This window comes from uncultured Flavobacterium sp. (assembly GCF_951805225.1).
Lineage (GTDB): Bacteria > Bacteroidota > Bacteroidia > Flavobacteriales > Flavobacteriaceae > Flavobacterium.
The window spans coordinates 6149846-6172660 of sequence record NZ_OX638201.1; the positions used below are offsets into that span (position 1 = coordinate 6149846).

General features: G+C 32.7%; 19 protein-coding genes. 6 read left to right on the top strand and 13 right to left on the bottom strand.

Going from position 1 to position 22815, the window contains the following annotated elements:
- Positions 1 to 135: 135 nt before the first annotated feature.
- The 11 genes from WN975_RS25550 to WN975_RS25600 all read right to left on the bottom strand — a co-directional run bounded on the left by WN975_RS25550 (position 136) and on the right by WN975_RS25600 (position 15762).
- On the bottom strand, positions 136 to 1749 hold the full coding sequence (locus tag WN975_RS25550; protein ID WP_337968924.1) for a glycoside hydrolase family 3 N-terminal domain-containing protein: 1614 nt from the start codon (positions 1747 to 1749) through the stop codon (positions 136 to 138).
- 2 nt (positions 1750 to 1751) lie between these two features.
- Complete coding sequence (locus WN975_RS25555; protein ID WP_337968925.1) at positions 1752 to 2198, bottom strand: GNAT family N-acetyltransferase; 447 nt, start codon at positions 2196 to 2198, stop codon at positions 1752 to 1754.
- A gap of 193 nt (positions 2199 to 2391) precedes the next feature.
- The gene (locus WN975_RS25560; RefSeq protein ID WP_337968926.1) at positions 2392 to 2733 is read right to left on the bottom strand and encodes a hypothetical protein; all 342 of its coding nucleotides are present in this window, start codon (positions 2731 to 2733) and stop codon (positions 2392 to 2394) included.
- Between the two features lie 23 nt (positions 2734 to 2756).
- The gene (locus tag WN975_RS25565) at positions 2757 to 4079 is read right to left on the bottom strand and encodes an MFS transporter (RefSeq protein WP_337968927.1); all 1323 of its coding nucleotides are present in this window, start codon (positions 4077 to 4079) and stop codon (positions 2757 to 2759) included.
- The gene (locus tag WN975_RS25570; protein WP_337968928.1) at positions 4066 to 5640 is read right to left on the bottom strand and encodes a family 10 glycosylhydrolase; all 1575 of its coding nucleotides are present in this window, start codon (positions 5638 to 5640) and stop codon (positions 4066 to 4068) included. Before WN975_RS25570 ends, WN975_RS25565 begins: the two co-directional genes overlap by 14 nt.
- A 94-nt stretch (positions 5641 to 5734) precedes the next feature.
- The gene (locus WN975_RS25575; RefSeq protein WP_337968929.1) at positions 5735 to 7003 is read right to left on the bottom strand and encodes a DUF5009 domain-containing protein; all 1269 of its coding nucleotides are present in this window, start codon (positions 7001 to 7003) and stop codon (positions 5735 to 5737) included.
- 334 nt (positions 7004 to 7337) lie between these two features.
- Positions 7338 to 8546 (bottom strand): anhydro-N-acetylmuramic acid kinase, encoded by a 1209-nt coding sequence (locus tag WN975_RS25580; protein ID WP_337968930.1) that lies wholly within the window; start codon positions 8544 to 8546, stop codon positions 7338 to 7340.
- 69 nt (positions 8547 to 8615) lie between these two features.
- Positions 8616 to 10121, bottom strand: coding sequence for a sodium:solute symporter (locus WN975_RS25585; RefSeq protein WP_337968931.1), 1506 nt, complete (start codon positions 10119 to 10121; stop codon positions 8616 to 8618).
- A gap of 238 nt (positions 10122 to 10359) precedes the next feature.
- The gene (gene murQ, locus WN975_RS25590; RefSeq protein ID WP_337968932.1) at positions 10360 to 11181 is read right to left on the bottom strand and encodes an N-acetylmuramic acid 6-phosphate etherase; all 822 of its coding nucleotides are present in this window, start codon (positions 11179 to 11181) and stop codon (positions 10360 to 10362) included.
- A gap of 225 nt (positions 11182 to 11406) precedes the next feature.
- Positions 11407 to 12684: a RagB/SusD family nutrient uptake outer membrane protein gene (locus tag WN975_RS25595; protein WP_337968933.1), complete on the bottom strand. Its 1278-nt coding sequence runs from the start codon at positions 12682 to 12684 to the stop codon at positions 11407 to 11409.
- Positions 12685 to 12699: 15 nt separating this feature from the next.
- On the bottom strand, positions 12700 to 15762 hold the full coding sequence (locus WN975_RS25600) for a SusC/RagA family TonB-linked outer membrane protein (RefSeq protein ID WP_337968934.1): 3063 nt from the start codon (positions 15760 to 15762) through the stop codon (positions 12700 to 12702).
- A 220-nt stretch (positions 15763 to 15982) separates the two neighbouring features.
- Between WN975_RS25600 and WN975_RS25605 the strand changes: the two genes are divergently transcribed.
- From WN975_RS25605 to WN975_RS25620, 4 genes are all read left to right on the top strand, one after another.
- Positions 15983 to 16732, top strand: a complete 750-nt coding sequence (locus WN975_RS25605; RefSeq protein ID WP_337968935.1) for a DeoR/GlpR family DNA-binding transcription regulator — start codon at positions 15983 to 15985, stop codon at positions 16730 to 16732.
- 329 nt (positions 16733 to 17061) lie between these two features.
- Entirely contained in the window at positions 17062 to 17991 is a 930-nt protein-coding gene (locus WN975_RS25610) for a hypothetical protein (RefSeq protein WP_337968936.1), read from the top strand.
- Positions 17992 to 18471 carry a hypothetical protein gene (locus WN975_RS25615; protein ID WP_337968937.1) on the top strand — a complete coding sequence of 160 codons (480 nt, stop codon included), beginning with the start codon at positions 17992 to 17994 and terminating at the stop codon, positions 18469 to 18471.
- Complete coding sequence (locus WN975_RS25620; RefSeq protein WP_337968938.1) at positions 18458 to 20512, top strand: hypothetical protein; 2055 nt, start codon at positions 18458 to 18460, stop codon at positions 20510 to 20512. The genes WN975_RS25615 and WN975_RS25620 overlap by 14 nt, the downstream gene beginning before the upstream one ends.
- Positions 20513 to 20718: 206 nt before the next feature.
- Here WN975_RS25620 and WN975_RS25625 read toward each other — a convergent pair whose 3' ends face one another.
- A complete protein-coding gene (locus WN975_RS25625) occupies positions 20719 to 20952 on the bottom strand; it encodes a hypothetical protein (protein WP_337968939.1) in 234 nt (77 codons plus the stop codon).
- Between the two features lie 323 nt (positions 20953 to 21275).
- On the opposite strand from WN975_RS25625, the gene WN975_RS25630 reads away from it, so the two are divergent.
- Both WN975_RS25630 and WN975_RS25635 read left to right on the top strand, forming a co-directional pair.
- The gene (locus WN975_RS25630) at positions 21276 to 21581 is read left to right on the top strand and encodes a hypothetical protein (RefSeq protein ID WP_337968940.1); all 306 of its coding nucleotides are present in this window, start codon (positions 21276 to 21278) and stop codon (positions 21579 to 21581) included.
- A gap of 45 nt (positions 21582 to 21626) precedes the next feature.
- Positions 21627 to 22067 carry a hypothetical protein gene (locus WN975_RS25635; RefSeq protein WP_337968941.1) on the top strand — a complete coding sequence of 147 codons (441 nt, stop codon included), beginning with the start codon at positions 21627 to 21629 and terminating at the stop codon, positions 22065 to 22067.
- Positions 22068 to 22089: 22 nt separating this feature from the next.
- Here WN975_RS25635 and WN975_RS25640 read toward each other — a convergent pair whose 3' ends face one another.
- Positions 22090 to 22668, bottom strand: coding sequence for a hypothetical protein (locus WN975_RS25640; RefSeq protein ID WP_337968942.1), 579 nt, complete (start codon positions 22666 to 22668; stop codon positions 22090 to 22092).
- Positions 22669 to 22815: the final 147 nt, after the last annotated feature.

The window sequence follows — 22815 nt, forward strand, 5'->3', positions numbered from 1 at the left end:
TTTTTCGTTTTACGTTAAAAATTTATTTCTGGTGCAAAAGTAGGGCATAAGTAGACTTACTTACAATAAGATGTAATTATAAAAATTTATTAAGTAATAGTATTTAGTTATGATTATTTGTAATAGTTTTGTAACTTATTGAAGTTCAATATTTACGGGTAAGCTTCCGTTGCAGGCGCCATTTTCAAGAAATTGAATTCCTGCAATTTTTTGAAATTCTTCAAAATCCTGATACGCCTGAATTAATCCTGAAGCCTTAGAAAGATTCGGGATTATTGGCAAAACATACGGATTTCCGAAAACATAAACGATACATTTTTTGGTTTGAAGCAATCTCGAAAGTAAATCTAAAACTTCGGTATTAATTTCGAAATTATTCATTGGTTTTGCCTTTGGAACAAACAATGAAATGATTATGGTTTCGAAATTTTGAAGTTCTTTTTCGATCGAAGAAATGTTTGAAACTTCTAAGTTTTCAAAAGCAAATTCCGGAGATTTTAATTCTGAATTTATCGTTTTGAAAAAAGTATTTTCTACATTTTTATATAAACTCAATTTTGCTAATTGATTGTTCTTTTGAGCTTCAAAAGCTAATTCAGTATTTGAATTATCAATAATTTTTGTAATTGAATTTTGAGCAATTTCAAGATTTAGTTTTGATGTTTTTTCGAAATTTAATTCTCCCGAAGTAAAATTAGAATCAGCAATAATTCCAACTTTTTCTTTGGCTTTCATTATTCTGTTGAAACTTTCTTCGATACGTTCCGGCGAAGCATTTTTAAGAATTGCCTCGATTCCTTCGGGAACATTTTCGGCAAAGCATAAAACATCATTTCCTGCATTGAAAGCTTCCCATTCCAGTTCGCCTTTTGTTTCATACAATTTAGAAACGCTGTGCATGTTTAGCGCATCAGAAATTACCAAACCATCATAACCCAATTGTTTGCGTAAAAGTGTTTCGATAATAGGTTTTGATAAAGTTGCCGATGTATCTTTTCCGTCATTTAAACTAGGAACCGCCAAATGTCCAATCATAATCGAATCAACATTATTTTCGATTCCTTTAATGAATGGATATAATTCGTTTTCTATTAATTCTTCCAGAGTTTCTTTTAAAACCGGTAATCCTAAATGCGAATCGACATTCGTGTTTCCGTGTCCGGGAAAGTGTTTCAGACAGCCTAAAACTCCAACTTCAGACATTCCGTTAAGATATTCAACAGCAAAATCAGCAACTTTTTCTTTGTTTTCTCCAAAAGAACGATATCCAATAACCGGATTATTCGGATTGTTATTAATATCTGCCAATGGCGATAAATTATAATGAATTCCAGCAGCTTTTAAGTCTAAACCAATTTGTTTTCCAACTTCATAAACTAAAGCTGATTTACTTTCCGGTAAAGCGCCAAGCGTAATTGCATATGGATATTGTGGAGTTTTTTCGATACGCATTGCTAATCCCCATTCGGCATCGATACTTATTAAAAGTGGAGTAGAAGCGGCTTTTTGGTAACGAACAATTAAGCCTTTGATTTTTTGATAACTATCGTCATTAAAAACAACTTTTTTCTTGCTTTCGTAGTTTGTTGCAGCACTCGCACGACTATGAAAAAAAGTCAATCCGCCAATGTTGTGTTCTTTTATCAAACGTTCGGTTTCCTGAATGTTTTCTTCGGTATCGTTTATGAAAACTGCAGGAAAAAAGAATTGTCCCACTTTTTGTCTTAATGCTTGTGCTGTCATTTTCATTATTATAAAGTCTTTTTCATACAAACGCTATTATCCATTTTTTCATAAGGAGGATAATTCGGAATTATAGAATAACCCAGTTTTTGATATAAATTGATTGCTTCCGGTTGGTTTTTTCCGGTTTCGAGAATAGTATAAGTAAAACCAACTTCTTTTGCCCAAATTTCTAATTCGGCCAAAACCTGAGATGCAATTCCTCTTTTTCGAAAATCAGGATGTACAAACATTCGTTTAATTTCGGTTGAATCGCTTTCTTTTTCTCTAAAAGCGCCACAACCAACAGGAATTCCGTTTTCATAATAAACGAGAACATGCTTAATCTTATCGGTTTTATTAAACTGATTGTAAAAAGCGTGATCTTCGCCGTCTCTAATCGCTAAATCTTTGTCTAACAAAGCAACAAGATTTATAAAATCGATATCGTCTGAATTAGTTCGTTTTATGCTCATGATTTGGAATACTTAGATTGGTATCGTTTAATTTTCTAACACATAGAAACATAGTATTTGGTTCTTGGAAAAGACGTTTCACTTTATTTAAATACATCCCGAAGCTTCGGGACTATGTGTTGAGAAATGAGTTTCTCTTTTTTATTCTTTTCACATAAAAAAATCTATGTTTCTATGTGTTTAAAAGAATGTTTTATTTCAATTTTGCTTTCTTTTGTTTAGCCAATTGTTTTTTGGTTTCAATAGCTTTTTCTAATCGGTTTTTGAAACGGAAAAGTTTTGGCAAACCTTCAAGTCGGTCTTCGATTGTAATTTCTTCGTAAACGATAATGGCTTTTTCTAAAACTCTAATTTCGTTTTCAATATCATTTTCATTTTTATAGATCGTTGCTAATCGATCATAAGGATGATTTCCTTTAAAGCTTTCCTTGACATTTTCCTCATATAACTCAATTGCTTTTTCTAAATTTCCTGTTTTCTCGAACTCAGCTCCTTTCAAGTTGCGTTCGGCCTGCAAATTTTCATTGATTTCCATATGTAAGATGTTTGATTTGGGGTTTAAACTTCTTCAGATTTCTTCCCAAAATCTTTTGGGAAAATTAAAAAACGTGATAAAATAAGACCTGGAATTGTGGCGATTATTACCCAAATAAAGAAGTGTTCATAACCTAAATATTTTTGAATAAAACCACTTAACATTCCCGGAAGCATCATTCCTAATGCCATAAAACCTGTTGCAAGTGCATAATGTGCTGTTTTTGATTCTCCTTCGGCAACATATATTAAATACATCATAAAACCTGTAAAACCAAAACCGTATCCAAATTGTTCCAGAATAACAGTGATGCAGGTATATAGATTTAAAGGAGAGTTAATTTCGAAAAAATAAAAATTTAAATGAAGATGAAAAAGCTCTTGCGGCTGAAAATGAGCTAATCCAATAAAGCCAAGAATAGGCAAATGCATGGCAAGAAACATTGGAAACATCCATTTAGTCAGACCATGTTTAGAAAGTGCGATTCCGCCTAAAATTCCTCCAACTGTTAAAGCGAAAATCCCTAAAGTTCCGTAAATAATTCCAACCGCTTCAGTATCTAATCCCATTCCTCCAATTTCTCTTCCGTCAAGTAAAAACGGAGTTAACATTTTTAGTAATTGAGATTCACCAAGTCTGAAAACAAGTATAAAAGCCAGGATTATTCCAATTTGTTTTTTTTGGAAGAAACTTATAAATATAGTTGCAAAGTTTTGATGATGTACTTTGTCGGTACTTTCTGATGCATTTATTTCATTTTTTGGAGTAAAAATGAAATTGTAAATCGTAATAAATGTCATTAATAAACCAACAAAAATCATGGTATAAGACCACGCTTTTGTATTGTCACCATATTTATGTTCTAAATAACCGGCAAGCAAAACAATTAATCCGTTTCCGGCAAGCATCGAAAGTCTGTAAAACGTACTTCTGATTCCTAAGAAAAAAGATTGCTCTTCTTTTGGTAAAACCAATAAATAAAAGCCATCAGTCGCAATATCATTCGAAGCCGAAGCAAAAGCTGCGACCCAGAAAATTGCTAAAGTCATTATAAAAAAGCCACTCGCAGGAATCGTAAATCCGACCAGTAAAAAGGCAAGCGAAATTAATAATTGCATTGATAGAAACCATTTTCGTTTAGTTCCCGTCAACTCAATAAACGGACTCCAAAGCGGTTTTATAACCCAAGGTAAGTATAATAAACTGGTATAAACGCCAATATCTTCGTTTGAAATACCCAGATTCTTGTACATAATTACAGAAACTGAGATAATTACGGCATAGGGCAAACCGGATGTAAAATTTAGAAACGGAATCCAGAACCAGGGTTTATTATCTATTTTCATCAGGTTGTGCAGGGGTATAGATTTTATAATTCTTTTTTAAGTCGATTGCAGTTGGAGTACTTTCGTTCGCAAAATAATCAATAAATGTTACAGCACAAGCTTTGTACTGTTTCATTTTTTCGGCAGGAATAGAAAATACAATTGTTCCGTCATATTGATTAACCGCGATTTTGTCAACTATTTTCGAAGGATCATTAATATCTACTTTAGAGACATTTTCTCCTCCATAAATCACCATATAACGAACCTGAGTGTTCAATGGAGATTTAATATTGAATAAATATTTATTAGTACTGTCTTTCTGAAATTCATTTACAACCGGAATGTCAATTACAATGTGTTTCAAATTAGGAACCGCAGCAGGAAGTGCCGGATATTTATATTGGTTTTCTGCTAATAAACGCACCACATCAAAGTTTTTATCTATGAACCATTTAGAACTGAAATAGGCGCTTCCGCCAACGTTCTTAAAACTTCTGGCAAAATCAACCTGATTTGGAATTTCAGTTGCAAAATTCCAGCTTTTGTCACCGTCGCCTCTGATTTTATAAGAAGCATGTCCAATGTAAATAGCAGTATTATTAGAGTTTTCTGACCACCATTTTACTAATTTCGAATAAGAAGCTCTCGGATTATTCATGCTCCAATACAATTGAGGAGCGATATAATCAATCCATTTTTGGTCCATCCATAAAACAGGATCTGCATACAAATCGTCGTAATTTGCTGTCGATTGAGTTTCAGAACCTTTTGGATCTACTGATTTATTACGCCAAACTCCAAACGGACTTATCCCGAATTGTACCCAAGGTTTGCTCGTTTTGATCATTGTCGAAATAGTGTGAACAAAGTTGCTCACATTGGCACGACGCCAATCGCCAAGACTTAAACCTGCGCCATATTTTTTGTAAGATGCGGTATCGTTAAATGTCTTTCCGGGAACGGTATATGGATAAAAATAATCATCAAAATGAATCGCGTCGATATCGTATTTATCTACAACTTCTTTTACAACTTTAGTCAAATGTTCCTGAACTTCAGGCAAAGCAGGATCATAATAGATTTTTCCGCCATATTCAATCATCCATTCCGGATGTTTAAAAATGTCGTGATTTGGACTTAATTGTTGTTTGTTTAGATCAAAAGTAGCGCGATAAGGATTCAGCCAAGCATGAAATTCGAAACCTCTTTTGTGTGCTTCCTCAATCATCCAAGCCAAAACATCATAATATGGATTTGGCGCCTGACCTTCTTTCCCTGTTAAAAATCGAGACCACGGAGCAAGTTCAGAAGGATAAAGAGCATCTCCAACACTTCTAACCTGAACAATTACTGCATTATAATTTAGTTTTTTATAAGCTTCTAAAATCTCGAGATAATCTGCTTTTTCTTTTTCTACACCATCAGTGGCGGTTTTTGGCCAGTCGATATTTACAACGGTCGCAATCCAGACACCTCTAAATTCGTGTTTAGGGTGTGCAGTACTTTCCTGTGCATTGGATTTCCATCCAAAGAAAAATAAAAATAGAATAGAGAATAATAGTTGCTGATTTTTATGCATTTCAATCTTTTTTAACAGAAACCAAAAATAGTTTTTTTAGATGAGTATAAGAAATTATAATATTAGAATAGTTCCCTTTGTTTTTTCGTCGAATTTATACCTTAAAAATCATGCCCTTTTTGTAAAAATACCATAAAACACAACTCCATAAAAGAATATATAGTACGGAATAAGTAAGGGACGATATCATTTGATTTTCAAAAAGCGGACTTATCCAGTATTGGTAGGCATAATCTCTAACGTTTATTTGTTCCGAAATATTTTCCGAGTTCTGAACTTTAATTAAAGCAAGTGCGCGAGGCAATATTCCGGAAACGAAAAATACAATCATTGGATTTACGCCCCAACTCAATAAAAATTTCGTCCATTTTTTGTGTTCCAATACATCTACAATATAATAGATCAGTGTAAGAAGTAAAAGCGCAATTCCGGCAGTAAATAAAACGTAAGAACTCGTCCAAAGTGCTTTGTTTATTGGGAAAAACACAGACCATAGCAATCCCGAAATAATCAATATAATACTGATAATTCCCATTTTTTTGGCAATTTCCAGTTTTGGCAAAGGTTTAAGAAGTAATTGCCCAATCAGTAAACCAATTATTCCGTTTGCGATAGTTGGAATAGTACTTAAAATTCCTTCTGGATCCCAGGTTTTGGTAGCAATATACATATGATCTTTTAGTAAAATACTGTCTAACCAGGAAGCCAGATTAGTAATAGGTTCAAGGTTTGATTGACCAAATCCGGGAACAGGAATCAACGTCATTATTGCCCAATATCCCAATAAAATTGAAGAACTTAGAATGATTTGAGTTTTTATAGTAGTTTTTAAATAGATAATAGAAACAAAGAAATACACAATCCCAATGCGTTGTAGAACGCCGGGAAGTCTCACGTCTTTAAAGTTTTCGTGTCCGCCATAAGCCAGAGTCAGAAAAATTACAAATAAACTAATTGCTAGAATAGTTTTAGTTTTTAGCTTAAAATCGCCAATTAAAGCATATCCAACTATAAATGTAATCGCTAAACGAACAAGCAAAAGCGGAAATCCATCCAATCCTAAAAAGTAAATACTATTAAAAAAGTACAAAAAGAATCCGAGGCAAATAATGCGCAACGAACGTGTTATTATTTTGAGAATATTTTCGGGTTTATGTTGTTTAATGGGCATTGCCAAAGGAACTGCAATTCCTACGACAAAAATAAAAAACGGAAATACGAGATCAGCCAGCGTGCAGCCATTCCATTTTGCGTGATCGAGAATTGGATAAACATAATCCCAACTTCCCGGATTATTTACAACCGTCATCAATAAAACGGTAAGTCCTCTTAAAACATCAACTGAAATAATGCGATCTTTCATTTTTCTATTTTATTTAATTTGTTTGGAGCAATTATTTTTAACACATTGTATTGAAGCTTAATATAATTAAGTTAAGCTTTTAGAAAATAAAATTAATCTCGCAAAGGCGCGAAGTCGCAAAGTTTTGTCATTTCGATCGAAGGGAGGAATCAAACGCGTAGCTCGACAAAGATTGGCGACATTACTTTACGGAGTTTCTTGTGTGATTTCTCCCTTCGATCGAAATGACAATATTGTGTTTAGACTTTGCGACTTCGCGGCTTTGCGAGAGATTTATTCGCCATCGTCCCGACGCTTTGGGATAGATTTTTTCTTAACTTCATGACATTCTATATTAATTGGGCAATGAAATTTTCCCCATAGTTACAGATGGGATTCCTTGATGAGAACCAAAATTAAAATCGTTTCCTGCTACAGTTTGATTGGCAAGAATCGCAAATAAAACTGCTTCTTTGGCATCGCCTGAAATTCCCAAATCATCACTTTTGTGAAATGTACAAGGCAATAATTCTTTTAACCATTTTACTAATAATGGATTATGTGTTCCTCCGCCCGACATATAGATTTTAAAATCTTCAAGTTTAGAAGCGCTGTTTTTTATAGCATAATGAATAGCTTCGGCAATTGTTTCGGCACTAAAACGCGTTAAAGTTGCCAATAAATCTGATGCTGAAATTGTATTAATGTTGCTTTTTGCCAAAGCAGTTTTTACATAAGCTTCGCCAAAAAGTTCCGGACCAATAGTTTTTGGAAATTCCTGAGTGAAAAATGCATCGTCTTTCAAGTTGTCTAATAACAATTGATTTACGGTTCCTTGTTGCGCGATTTCGGCATCTTTGTCGTAACTTTTTTCAGGAAAATATTGTTTTGTAAAAAGATCAATTAAAGTATTTCCGGTTCCGGTATCGGTTACAAAAGTTTCTTCGGCATTTAAGGAAGCAGGTAAAAAAGTAAAATTCGCAATTCCGCCCATGTTGAGCATAATGCGGTTTTCGCCTTTTTTCCCAAATAAAAAATAATCGCCATAAACCGCCAATGGAGCGCCTTCGCCACCTGCTGCAATATGTTTTTGTCTAAAATCAGACAAAGTGATAATGCCTGTTTTTACTGCAATATGATCGCCATCGCCAATTTGTAAAGTAGCGTTTGGGAATTTTTCCTGTTGATGCAAAAACTTTGGCGCATGCAAAACCGTTTGACCGTGCGAAGCAATTAAATCAATTTCATCAGTAGAAATATTCCTTTTTTTAAGAAAAGCGTTGATCATTTCGGCGTGCAAAATACCAATCCATTCGTTGAGCATTACCAAATGCTGAAAATCAATTTCTTTCTTCGCAAAAACTTTACGGATCTCAATTTTAATTTCTTCCGAGTAATCGATAGTTTCAAATTGAGTTACTTTGACAGCGGTATTTTGGCCTGAGCCCGAAATTTCGCATAACGCAATATCAAGTCCATCAAGCGAAGTTCCTGACATTAATCCGATGATTTTTCGGGTTTCTTTTTGAGCGATTTGGTAAAGTGCGCTTATATTTTTGTTCATGAAAATTGAATTTTATGAAGTCTGTTGAATTGAAATGCTAAAATCAGATTATTTTGCATAGAAAATGACTTAAAAAGAGATTTTTTCTTCAGAAGTTTTACTCGTAAAATAAAGTCCAATGTAAGTGAATAATCCGTTTAAGATTATAAGTTCATTATCAAAAGTATAACCTATAACTGAAGCCGAATGTTCACTCACAAAATACGTCAAAATTGGAGCGATAATACAAATTACAGGCACGATTTTGTCGTTTACGCGTCTTGATTTTTGCAATAATCCAAAAGCATATAATCCTAATAACGGTCCGTAAGTATAAGATGCCGCTCTAAAAATTAAGGCAACTACAGAGCTGTCATTAAAAGAATTCAAGACAATAATTACGAGAAATAATAGTATCGAAAATCCAAAATGAACTAAATGTCTTCTTTTGATATTGTTGGTATTGGAGAGATTTTCTGTTTTATCCATTCCCATAAAATCCACACAAAATGAAGTTGTTAAAGCTGTCAACGCCGAATCTGTCGTAGCAAAAGTGGCGGCGATAATTCCTAATAGAAAAACAAATGCCGGAACAATTGACAAATGATTCAATGCAATTTCCGGAAAAAGTAAATCTGTTCTTGGTTTTCCAGTTACTAAATCTAACGGAGTTGAAATACTATTTTTGTTTGCATAGATGTATAATAAAGCGCCTAAACTTAGAAAAATAATATTGATAAGTACAAACACGCCCGTAAACGTAAACATGTTTTTTTGTGCTTCGCCGATATTTTTGCAGCTTAGGTTTTTTTGCATTAAATCCTGATCAAGTCCAACCATTGCGATAGTTACAAAGATTCCGCCAAGAATTTGTTTTACGAAATGGTATTTGCTGGTTAAGAAATTATCAAAGAAAAATACTTGCGAATAGTTACTTTTTCGAATGGTTGAAACAGATTCAATTACGCTTAAATTCAAACTGTCGCACACAAAATAAATGGTAATAAAAACCGAAGTAACTAAGAAAAAAGTCTGTAAAGTATCCGTAATAATAATGGTTTTTAAGCCGCTTTTATAAGTATATAAAAATATTAGCGTCAAGGCTAAAAATACCGTCATTGGAAATGGAATTCCATAAAAATCAAAGACATAACGCTGTAACACAATAACCACTAAATACAAGCGAAAAGCCGAACTTACGGTTCTGCTTACCAAAAAAATAGAAGCGGCAGTTTTATAACTGTTAGTTCCCATTCTTTGTTCGATATAACTGTAAATAGAGGTGAGGTTCATTCGATAATATAATGGAAGCAATACTTTGGCGATAATAATAAACCCAATCGCGTTTCCTAAAATAAACTGAAAATACTTGAATTGTTCTCCGTTTGGCGATCCGACTTCGCCAGGAACCGAAATAAAAGTCACGCCGGACAATGCGGTTCCAATCATTCCAAAAGCAACTAAATACCATTTAGAATTTTTATTGGCTTTAAAAAACGAATCATTGTCTTGCCCTTTTTTACTGATGACTTGAGAAATGAGCAATAATAGTCCAAAATATACGATGATAAAAATTAAGATGGTGCTTGAAGACATTTTGGTTTTGGATTAGTTATGAAATTATTTTTTAATTTGGTTGGTGTAATTACTTCGTCTTTTTGTTTGGGTAATAAAAGTACAATTAAACACAATATTGTCATTTCGACAGAGGAGAAATCACACACGAAACTCCGCGTAGAAAGTCGCCAATCTTTGTCGAATTACTAGTGTGATTTCTCCTTCGTCGAAATGACAAAAGTCTGCGATAAATTTATTCTCCACACTATTCTTTACTTTATTTCGTAGCGATATTTTCCTGTAAAACAGCTCTGACGCTTTTGTGTTTTTGAAGCAATTCGGCAGCAAGATCGTGTTCGATATTAAGTTCTTCCATAATCATTTTAATGGCTCTTTTTACCAGTTTTTCGTTAGACAATTGCATGTCAACCATTTTGTTGCCTTTGATTTTTCCCAGTTTAATCATAACCGAAGTTGAGATCATATTTAAAGTTAGCTTTTGAGCGGTTCCGGCTTTCATACGTGTACTTCCGGTTAAAAATTCCGGACCAACAACAACTTCTATTGGATAATCGGCAACTTCAGCAATTAAACCTTTGCTAATGCAGGAAATACTACCGGTTTTAATGTTGTTTTCTTTGGCTTTTTTAAGTCCGCCTAAAACATAAGGCGTGTTTCCCGAAGCAGCAATTCCAATGATAAAATCCAAACTCGAAATTTGATGTTTCGATAAATCTTTCCAGGCTTGTTCTGTGTCGTCTTCGGCATTTTCGACTGCTTTTCTGATGGCAGTATCTCCGCCAGCGATAATTCCGATAATCATATCGTGTGGAACGCCAAAAGTTGGCGGACATTCAGAAGCATCCAGAATCCCGATACGTCCGGAAGTTCCGGCTCCAATGTAAAATAAACGTCCGCCAAGCTGCATTTTTTTTACAATTGCTTTTACCAGTTTTTCAATCTTCGGAATTTGTTTTTCAACAATAAGTGGTACTTTTTTATCTTCGGTATTTATGTTTATGAGCAATTCTTTGGTGCTCATTTGGTCTAAATTTTTATACAGAGATTCTTGTTCGGTTTCAGGGTTTTTGTTTGGCATAACAAATAAATTGTGGTTATTTTATAAAAATCGGGGTATAATGTTACCATATATTATAAGTCAATTTTAAACACGAATTTCACAAATTAACACTAATTAGGTTTGTGAAATTAATTTCGTAAACTAAGCTAGCCTATTAAAATTTGTGCAAATCGGTGAAATTCGTGTTTACAATATTTATGTTGGACTATAAATGCATTATATCATACCCCGATTTTAAAATTTTTAGATAGCAGGATCTGGCGGAGTATTTGTATTATTATTTCTCTCAGAATCCGGATAAGGATACCAGTTTCGGTTTCTTTCGGCTCCGGTAGTTCCTGCGCCCGGACGATCAAATCTTCTGCTGTCTTCCAGTTTCAGACTTGACATATACATTTCGATACAGCGATTTCTGTAAATCTCGGTTAAAATTGCGGGTTTTGTAACCGCTCCCGTATATGACGCAAGATTCGCTCCAATTCCGTAAGTATCTGCTGCTGCAGTTTTGGTCAAAACTTTATTTAATTCGATAATTGCTTGTGGTAAATTGTCTTTACGGGCATATCCTTCGGCTTTGATTAACATCATTTCGCCCGGTAAATAAAGCGGAATTGGTTTAATATTTGAATCAAAGAAACCAGTTGCAACCGTAGGATTTGAGCCCGGTTTAATGTAGAAATTCAATCTTCCGTCTGCGCTATCAGGCGCTAAACTTGCCGGTAATCCTAACGTTAAATCAACAGGTTGAAAAACATTATTTGTCGTAATCGAAATATAAGCAATTGGATTTGCACTAATCTGATCGAAAGCAAATATTGATTTAACCGAAAGATCGACCAAGTTGGCATAAGCAATAGCATTGTCATAATCTCCTGCCATTAAATAGGTTCTTGCTAAAAGCGCATAAACGGAATTTTTATAATTAACTCCGGCTACTAAACCAGAAAATCCTGTTGCTTTGTCCAATAAAGGTTCTGTTGCTTTTAGAATTTTAATTGCTTCGGTTAAGACATCTGCTCTGGAATCAAAAGAGGCATTTTTCCCTGTTTTTAAAGGTACACTTTGAAAATATTGTACAAGAGTTGTAATCGCCATTGCCTTGAAAATTGTAGCATGAACAAGAACACTCGCTTTTTCATTTTCCGAAGTTAATACATCAATATGATCGATAACTTTTTGAGATTCAGATTTAATCACCAAACATTGTGACCACAGATTGTTTACGACTTGATTTTTGGTCGAAAGTACGCCGCCACCTACAGAAAGTTCACCTTCGTCAACATTTCCGGCATTTAGCAATCGCAATTCTTTTGTTGTAAATCCATTTCCGGTAATCGTGTTGTAAACAGGACTAATACGCTCGATAGTCCAAAGTTGTTGTAATCCGTTGGCAGCACCAATGATTCCTTCTCTGGTTCCAAAAACCAATTCCTGAGACGGTTTTGTTGGGTCAACATACTCTTCATTACAACTTGCAAAAAGCAGTGAAAGAGCTACTATAGGGATGAATATTTTTTTCATGATGTTTTTGTTTGATTAAAATTGAACTTTTACGGCCAATGAGTATGAACTTGGAATTGGCACTGTTCCAAAATTGTATTTAGCAACCGATGATTGTCCGCCAGAATTGGTTTCCGGATCAAAACTGGTGAAATTATCCCATGAAATCAGGTTTCTTCCACTTGCTGTAATCGTTAAATCATCAAAGAAGTTGTTTATTTTTCCGAAAGAATAATTCAAAGAAACTTCTCTTAATTTTAGGTAGCTTCCGTCAACAACTCTAAACTCTTCGATGTTGTAAATCGACCATATATAACCACGAGGTAATTCTCCGTTAAGTTCTTTGGTTACAATTGTTCCTGATCCTACACCTTGTCTGGTTCTATAATCGGCATCAAAAACATCTACGCCCTGAACGCCATCAAATAATATAGAAAGACCGAATTTTTTGTAATTAACATTAGCTCCAAACGCGATAACATAATCCGGATTTGGATTACCAATTTGTTTGTTCAAAATAGTTCCTGTTGGCTGTCCGTTAGCATCTCTTTGTGGCGCTCCGGTATTTACATCACCTTTTTCAGTTTGAGGATATCCGTCTGGAGTTAGCAATAAACTTCCGTCTGAATTTCGGGCAAAATAAGTACCGTAGAAAATCCCGATTGGTTTGTTCATCTCTACAAAAACCGGAGCTCCGGCTAAATTGCTGTCTAATTTAAAACGCTGTTGCGGTAATCCAGTTACTTTATTTCTGTTGCTGCTATAGTTTACAAAAACGTCAACATGTAAATTCTCTTTTTTGATCAGATCATATTTCAAATTGATTTCATACCCTTTATTGTTCATTTGTCCAATGTTTTTAATGGTATTTGTAGCTCCTTCAGAAGCCGCCAATTGAACTGGTAACAACAAATCATCAATATCAGCATTGTAATAACTGAAAGATAAATTCAGACGATCTTTTAGGAAACCAAAATCACCACCAACTTCATACGTAACACTTTGTTCCGGTTTTAAGTCTAAGTTTCCTTGTTTGAAACCTTCAATAGTAAAAGTACTGTTTCCTAAAAGGGTTCCTGTAGAATAATTGGTAAAACGGGCATAAGGTTTAATCGCCGTTAAACTTCCTGATTTTCCCCAAGAAGCTCTAAAACGTACCGAACTTACTGCGTCATGAATGCCTTCCATAAATTTTTCGTCAGAAAGTACATAACTCGCACTTGCTTTTGGATAAAACTGAGATCGGTTATCGCTTGAGAAAATAGTCGATGCATCTTGTCTTAGAGCAACAGTCATATAAAGTTTGTCTTTATAACCAACAGTTTCCTGAAGATAATATCCCCATAAATTATATTTGGACTGACTAGAACTCGGAGAACCCGGAATCAATGTATTAAAAGCATTTATAGTTTCAATAAAAGGTTTTAAGTTACGACCTTCGATAGCTACAAAATCATCACGATAGGTTTGTACGTTGTAACCTCCGTAAGTTGTAGCTTTCCATTTATCGTTGATATTCCAAAGATATCTTAAGTTCAAATCATTGTTAAATTGTACAACTCTGTTACTAGCTTCAGAAACATAACCGTCGTTATAATACGCTGGATTTACCACATAAGGATATCTTGGAATAAATACATTTCCTCTTTGATTGTAATTATCGATACCAAAAATTAAATCGGCATTGAAATTTTTAAAAGGCGTATAATTCAATTGTAAATCCGAAATAATACGATCTGTATTTTGTGTGATTTTGAAAGTTTCTATTATCGAAAGCGGATTAACTCTATTTGGATCAACAGCCATTAAATTGCCGTTCACATCTCTTTGATGAATGTCGTAAGTATTATTGGTAATGTTTATAGCATTAATTGGACTCCAGAAAACGTTTCCATCCGGTTTTTCATTCGAACTTGAATTCACGTAATTTAATCCTACCGTAGCTGACAATTTTGAATTAAAATCATGCTTTAATCTCACTTTGACTCCGGCTCTTTTAAAATCGGTATTTTTTACAATTCCTTCATTTACCAGATACCCAAGAGAAGCAAAATATTTGGTTTTCTCGTCGCCGCCTTGAAGAGAGAAGTAAGTGTCAGTTCCAACGCCTGTACCAAAAATATCATCCTGATAATCGTATCGTTTTACATCAGTAGTTCTGGTTTCAAGATTTCGACCAAGAACGGTAACTGTAGTTGGACTTGCAGGATTTCCCTGAATTGGGAACAATGCCGGAGAAGCATTTACAAACTGCTTATCAGACATATTCATGTCCAGTTTTTTTCGGATTTGGTTTGAAGTCACGCTCGTCGAAAAAGTATATCTCGTTTCGCCAGCGACACCTTTTTTAGTTGTAATTAAAACTACACCATTTGCAGCTCTTGATCCGTAAATTGCTGCGGCAGCACCTCCGTTCAAAACCTCTACGCTTTGTATGTCGTTGGGATTAATATCTGCAGATCTGTTTTGACCAATTTGCATATTAGAATTTCCTGACGTTACATTCAGGTTCGTTACATTGGTTGTGGCATTGTTCAAAACCACACCGTCAATAACATATAATGGATCTGAAGAACCTAAAATAGATGAAGTTCCTCTAAGTTTAATACTGAAACCTCCGGCAGGATCTCCTGAGTTTTGAGAAACCTGTGCTCCGGCAATTTTTCCCTGCAAAGCTGTCGAAAGACCTCCGGGTTGTGCTTTAACCAAATCTTCGCCTTTTATGCTCGTTACAGCATTTCCAAGTTCTTTACGTGTCGCACGTACAGTAGAACCCAGAACAACAACTTCAGAAAGCGTGTTGAGCTCTTCGGTCATTTTAAGATTAACGGAGTTGGTATCGGCTGTAATTTTGGCTTTTTTAGGCGCAAATCCAACGAAAGTAAAAACGAGGGTTTCGCCTTCGTTTACTGCGATGCTAAATTTTCCGTCTAAATCAGTTACGGTACTTTTTGAGGTTCCTTCAATCAAAACGGATACTCCTGGTAGAGAAAGTCCGTCTGTACTACTCGTAATTGTACCGGTTACGGTTTTTGTTTGCGCAAGAACGGGTTGAGCAAACAAAATAATTCCAAATAAAATAAATAATAGTTTTTTCATTTTAAAATATTTGTTTGGTTAGAAAACCTAAATATAGGGATTAATTCTTATAAATGAATTTTTATGCAATATTTTTGTTTATAATATTATAAAACGCATAAAAACGCAACAATAATTGTTTTATAATGCTATTTTGAGCTCTATGGAAGTGTTTTTAAAATATTAATCTACAGATCGTGCACGATAATGCATTATATTTTATATTTGTTAAAAAATTAAAATGCTTAAAAAAGAAAGACATCAATTTATCATGGATAAATTTAAGAATGTCGAAAAAATAAATACGATTGATCTTGCCTTAGAATTGAACATTTCTGAGGATACAATACGTAGGGATTTTAATGAATTACACAATAAAGGACTCATCAATAAAGTATATGGTGCTGCTTTTCCTGTAAAAGAAAAATCAAATAATGTATTTGATATTACCATTATTAACGAAGACAAAAAGATAATTGTAGGACAAAAAGCATTGTCTTTTTTAAGCGAAGGACAAGTGATTATAATGACCGGAGGAACGACCAATTTATCTTTTTGCAAACTTATTCCAATAGATTTCTCCGCTACTATATATACGTATAGTTTGCCTATTGCCATGCAGTTATCGCAGCATCCTAATATCGAATTGATTTTTATTGGAGGCAAATTACAGAAAAAAGCGATGGTAACCGTTGGCATCGACGTAGTTCAGGTTTTGTCTAAAATCAGAGCCGATGTTTGCTTTCTGGGCGTAAGTAGTTTAGACGTCAATCAAGGACTTACCGAAATGGGATATGAAGTCTCAATCATCAAAAAAGAAATGATCAACGCCTCAGACAAAGTTATTGTTCTGGCAACCTCAGATAAAATAAATGGCAAAATGCCGCATCAGGTTTGTGGTCTCGACAAAATAGATGCAATCGTAACGGAACTAAATCCAAAAAGTTCCAGAATTAGAAATTTTGTAGAGGCTGGGGCTAGAGTGTATTGATTTAACTGCGTTATTTTGCAGGTTTTTTTTATTGTTTACTGCTGTGTGATTCTAATTGTTATTGGAATTATGCAGCATTTTTTTATTACTTGTATAAACGGGTATATCTACGTGGTTGTTTAGGCAGGTTAATTGATATTTTTGAGTTATACTTATTTTAATTTTAGAAAAAGGTTTTCCGTAAAGACACTATAAATTAAATAGAGATATTTGTTTTTATTGCCAAAATATACAATTTTTTATTTTGTAAGAAATTATTTTTTATTTGGTGATGTTTTTTATATATTTTGCTGTTCAATAATTATGAACTTAATCTTAAGATCTATTAAATGATAAAAACCGAATATGGTGCTTTTGACGGAGATAAATGGGAATCAATAAGTCAAATTTGCTTTAAACAGAATTTTCGAGATGAAGGTTACCAAGAGGTAAAAGCAAGTCCTGGGGATTATGGTATTGAAGGGTTCACTCGTACAGGAAAAGTTTTTCAATGTTATTGTCCTGATGAAATGTATTCAAGTTCTGTATTATATGATAAACAAAGGGATAAAATCACTACTGATTTAAAAAAACTTAAAACTTATGAAAATCAATTAAAAGGTTTTTTAGGAACTACAAAAATAAATAAATGGTATTTTGTTACTCCTGTTTATGGAAAAAATGAGATTATAACACATTGTACAACAAAAAGAGATGAAGTAAGGTCTTGGAACTTGTCAATTGTAGATAATGATAATTTTGAAGTCATTTTTGAAGATATAAGCTTTTTGCATCCATACTTAAATCTTGCAATTGATTCTACTGGTCAAAAAATAAATTTGTCTCCAAATAAGGCAATTAAAGAAAATGATAAGCTAAAGTGGAAAGGAAAAGAAATAACATTAGTTGAAAATGCGCAACGAAAACATGCATTAAGATTTGATAAAGGGGCTCAGGATATTGATAAGCGTATTGATGACTTAACTGAAAAAACTATTGCTTCATTTTTGGGAGGAAATATATTACTAAGGATGTGGCAGAATGAATATCCTACTGAGTATGAGAAGTTTTTGTCAATTATAAGTTTGGTTGAGAATGAAGTTATAGAAAAATGTATGTTTCCTGCGCAGGATAAAAATGCATTGTATTTTAGCTTTAAAAGCTTAGTTGAAGAAAAATTAAACGCGGCTTTTCCAAAATTAGAACAAGAAATGCTTATGAACTTAGCTAATCAAGTACTTGCTGATTGGATTTTAAGATGCCCAATAAATTTTGAATAAATGAGAGATTTTGAAATAAAAGATATAAAGTTTTCCAAAAAGCCTATTTCAATTCCGGTTGATTATAGACCAATGTATAAAATAGCTCAAATAGTTATGATTTTATCTATTACTTGTATTGGAAATAAATCTAGTTTGCTAAAACTACATTTGTTAAGTTGGGCATTAAAAGATGATAAAAACAAAGATGAAGTTTTAGAATTAATAAGGAATAATTATGAGATAGATATTGCTGTTTGGGGAATTGAACCGGCACTTAACAGAGCACTTTTATTTTGTATATCGGAGAATATCTGCATTATAGAAAACGGAAAGTATATATTGACAAAAAAAGGAGAAGATTTTTTCAAGGTGATTGTTAAGGCAGAAGTTTTTAAAGAAGAATTTGAGTTTCTGAATTTTGTGGGAAAAAGAAAAATAACTGATAATAGAATAGAATCTATTTCAAATAAATGGTCGTTATTCAATGTTAAAAATTAATAAAATAAAATTTGAGGTAAATACTGATTCTGGATTGTTTGGTTCAACTTATGAGTTTAGTAGTGGACTTAATATTATTAGAGCGGACAACACTAGCGGAAAAAGCAGTCTTTTTCAAGCAATATCTTATTGTTTGGGGTTTGAGGAGATAATTGGTGGTAGAAATGAAAAGACAATGCAGTCAGTTTTTAGAGATCAAGTAGAATATCCTAAGGATTCATTTCATAAGGTAATTCAGTCTTTTGTTTATTTAGAAATTGAAAATGGTTCGAAAGATATCCTTACAGTTAAAAGAAGTGTAGTAAGTAATTCTGATAGAAAACCACAGTTGGTCGATGTGTATTTTGGAAAATTGATTGACAATACTGAAGATATTTTACCCGAATATAAACCAATGTATATTCATGATAAAGGAGGTGCTACAGATGAAATGTATGGGTTTCATCTCTTTTTAGAAAATTTTTTAGATTGGAATTTGCCAAATGTTTTGACAAATTCTGGTGATTCTAGAAAGTTATATATTCAGCAAATTGCTTCTGCGTTTATGATTGAACAAAAATCAGGATGGTCTGATTTTTTTGCAACAATGCCACATTTTGGACTCGCCAATAAAGAGGCTAGAGCTGTAGAGTTTCTTTTGAAATTAGATGTAACTGAAAATAAAAAGAGAAAACAACAGATAGTATTTAATAAAAAAATAATAGAAGATAAATGGGCAACTTTGAATAATCAATTTATTCGACTTGCTGAGAAAGGTGGTGGGAAAATGGTAGGTCTTGAGCAGAAGCCAACAATAATTAATGATTATAAGGGATTAAATATTTTTTTAACTAAAGATGAGGAAGAGTATTCAATTTCAAATTATATTGATTTACAGGTTGAAGAATTAGCATTAACAAATAAAAAAAATGTTTTTTCGGTTGGACAAAATATTTCAACTGATGAAGCCCAACTTGAAAAATTAAATAACTTTATTAATCATTTATCTTTAAATTACGAACTTTTATCAACTGAATTAAACTTTGATAAAGATAGATTACGTAGTTACAAATCACAATTGAATTTGCTAAAAATTGATTTAGGAAAGAATAAAGGCGCCTTAAAGGTGAAAAATCTGGGGGCTGAATTTGATTTAAAAACTTCAAGTGAGGTATGTCCAACATGTAATCAGGATATAAAAGACTCATTATTACCTTTAGAAGTTGAACAAGTTCCGATGCGTTTGGAAGATAATATAGATTTCATAGATGCTCAGATAAAAATGATCATTGTATATATTGAAGGACAAGAAAAAACAATAAATGAAAAGGAAAAAAAGATAGATTTGTATAGGGTAAAATTATCAGAGTCTAGATCAAGTGTTAGACAACTTAAAAAAGAACTGATTTCAGATGAAAGATTACCATCAATTATTGAAATTGAGAATAGGTTAAATTTAAAGAAACGTATAGAGTTTTATAAAAAGTTTCTTGAAGATTTTAATCTGTTAATTGAAGAATTAAAAGATTTGTCAGAGCAATGGAAAAAAGTTGTAATTGCTGAAAGTAAATTACCTAAGAACTTTTTCTCTAAAAGTGATGATGAGAAACTAATATTTCTTGAAAATCAATTTAAAATTTTACTTAAAGAATTTGATTATACAAGTCAACAAAATGAATTTGTACATATTTCAAGAGAAAATTATTTGCCAGTCATAAGTAAACCTTTTGGAGATGAAACAAAAGATTATAGTATAAGATTTGATTCGTCAGGAAGTGATTTTATAAGATGTATTTGGGCTTATACTTTTAGTTTATTAGATACATCAATAAAATTTGATGGAAATCATCCTAAGTTAATTATGATGGATGAACCAAAACAACAAGATGCCGCAATAGGAAATTTTCACACTTTTCTAAAAAGAATTTCGTCTCATATTGAATCTCAAGTATTGATTTTTGCATCCTTTGAGAATTCTAATGAAGCGTTCAAAACTGCTACAAAAGATGTTAAGTTTAATTTAGTTTATATTGAAGATAAATTAATAAAACCAATTTCATAAGCTAAAATTGTAGCTTATTAAGGCTTAGGTATAATCACCCATTCTTTGAAGTCTTATAGAAATCTAAAATATAATTAGAAGTTTTATGATGTATGAAGTCTCCAAGTTTCGTAATCCCTCTAATATAGTAATTAAGAAATTAAATATAAAAACCTCGATCTTCAAAAATCGAGGTTTTTATATTTATTATAAATTTCAATAAGACTTTATTCCAAATTCAAATAAGGGTTTAAAACTTCGGCTAATTCATTGAGCCAATAAAAGCTGTCTTTTAAGTTGATTAGTTCATTTTTTAGGGTTGTGTCTTGGCGCAAAATTCCTAAGGCAAGTACATAATTTAGTTTTCTTATTGCCCTAGACATTTCTGCGGGTTCGATTGTGTCGTTAAAAAAATTGATTAGCCTTTTTTCGGCTTCATTTGAAAGGGTGTTTGTACTCATAACTCTGTAATTTTAGGAAATATAAAACCCACATGGCTAAGGTGTCCTACACTTACAGAAGTGTTACGGTTGTTTCCAATACCGCCACCATACCACATGGGCAAAAGTTTTTTAGATGTCATGATTCTGTAAATTAGGAACGGCAAATATAGCAAAAGCCTGAGTAATCAATAGGAGTTTTTCCGCTAATTAAAAAAGTAATTATTTTAAAATAGAAAAGACAGTTTACAAGGCGTAAAAAGAAGTTTTGAATTAATTCCAAGCATTATAAAAAATAGGTTATATTCGAATTGTAGATAATATTTGTAACAATTAAATAAAACATGAAAAGCACATTCGGATATTTATTCCATTTTTTATATTGGGTTTGGTTTATATATTTTCTTTTTTACACCATTCAGGAAATTATGACATTGAAACAAGTTGTGGTTGGTGAAGGTTCTCTTTTTATGCTTATTTCTACTTTTGGTTTATTTTTCGTGGGACTTTTTCTGTATTTATTTACCATTACTTTTGAGATTCCAAGTGTTGTCAATAAAAAATTAAGATCTTATTCTCTAGTTTTCTGTATGGTTTTAATTGCGTTGTTTCTTTTTGCCTTTAAAGGGAATAGTTCTTTACGTTTATAATATTAAGTTTGGATAAATAATTCAATTAGGAATTTGTAATAAATTATGATCGAAAAAATTTTAAGTGACTATATCAGTTTTATAAGAAGTTTTGAAACTTTACTTAAAAAGAAATATAATAGCGATAAAAATCCATGTTCGTTTTCACATACCTTTTTCGAAAGAAAAGGAATTATTGAAGAAATTGATTATTGGTTTCACGGAACCGGATGTACGGCTGAAAAAGACGGTATTATTTATGCTTATGATATTTCTATTTTTGAAGGAAATCAAATTGAGTTTTCGCAATGGAAATTGACAGAGTTTATTAGAACACATCCGGAATATCAAAAATTAAATTATAGTCCTGATTATATCGAATATGAATTATATCAATTGATAAATAAAGGAATATTGGGTTGGCTAATTATTGAGGGAATAGAAGGAACTCCTTTTGGATGTGTTTTTATGAGTTACAGAGTTCTACAGGAACCGCCTTTTTTATGAATTAATTTCATTCTCTAAATTATCAATATATTTCTATTCCTATTTTAAATCCGGCGCTTTCAATATTGTTATAGTCATTTTTTCGATTATCCTGCTTGATAAAAGTTTTATATAAGTTCTGGTGAGAATAACACAATTCAAAATCTCCAAGTATTTTTTTTGCAATCACAAATCGATAGCCGACACCTATTCGTAATAAAACACCAAATTTTTCTACTTGTCCCAAATGTCCACCCAAATCAAGAGAGGTTAACAAGCTTTCTTTTGTGTCATTCAAAACCCATTTAATTCCGCCAGTAATTGGAATATAATCAATTTTTGGCTGGTTGATGGATTCATAACCACTGCTTGCTGTAAAAGCAAAATACTTAGAGACGTAATAGTTTAAGTGTACACTTGTACCTAATATTTTGGACTTTGTACTAGTCTCAGATATTTCATCATGTTCTGATGGTATTCTGAAATCATAAGGAAATAGTATTAATACTGATGCTTCAACGCTAAATCCTTTCTTTTTAAATTCTTTGTCCTGACAATAAGCAATTATCGGAATTAAGAATATAATACTAAAATACCATTTTAAACCCATACCATTTTTCATGTTTGCTTTATTAATCTTGATTGTAATATCTTTTTAGATAAATAAAAATCTTACAATACGAATATATAGACTTTAGTTTAATTAAATAAAATTCTTACAATATTTAACTTTTGAAAATGAGTTTTATAATTGAAAAAATATCTTATT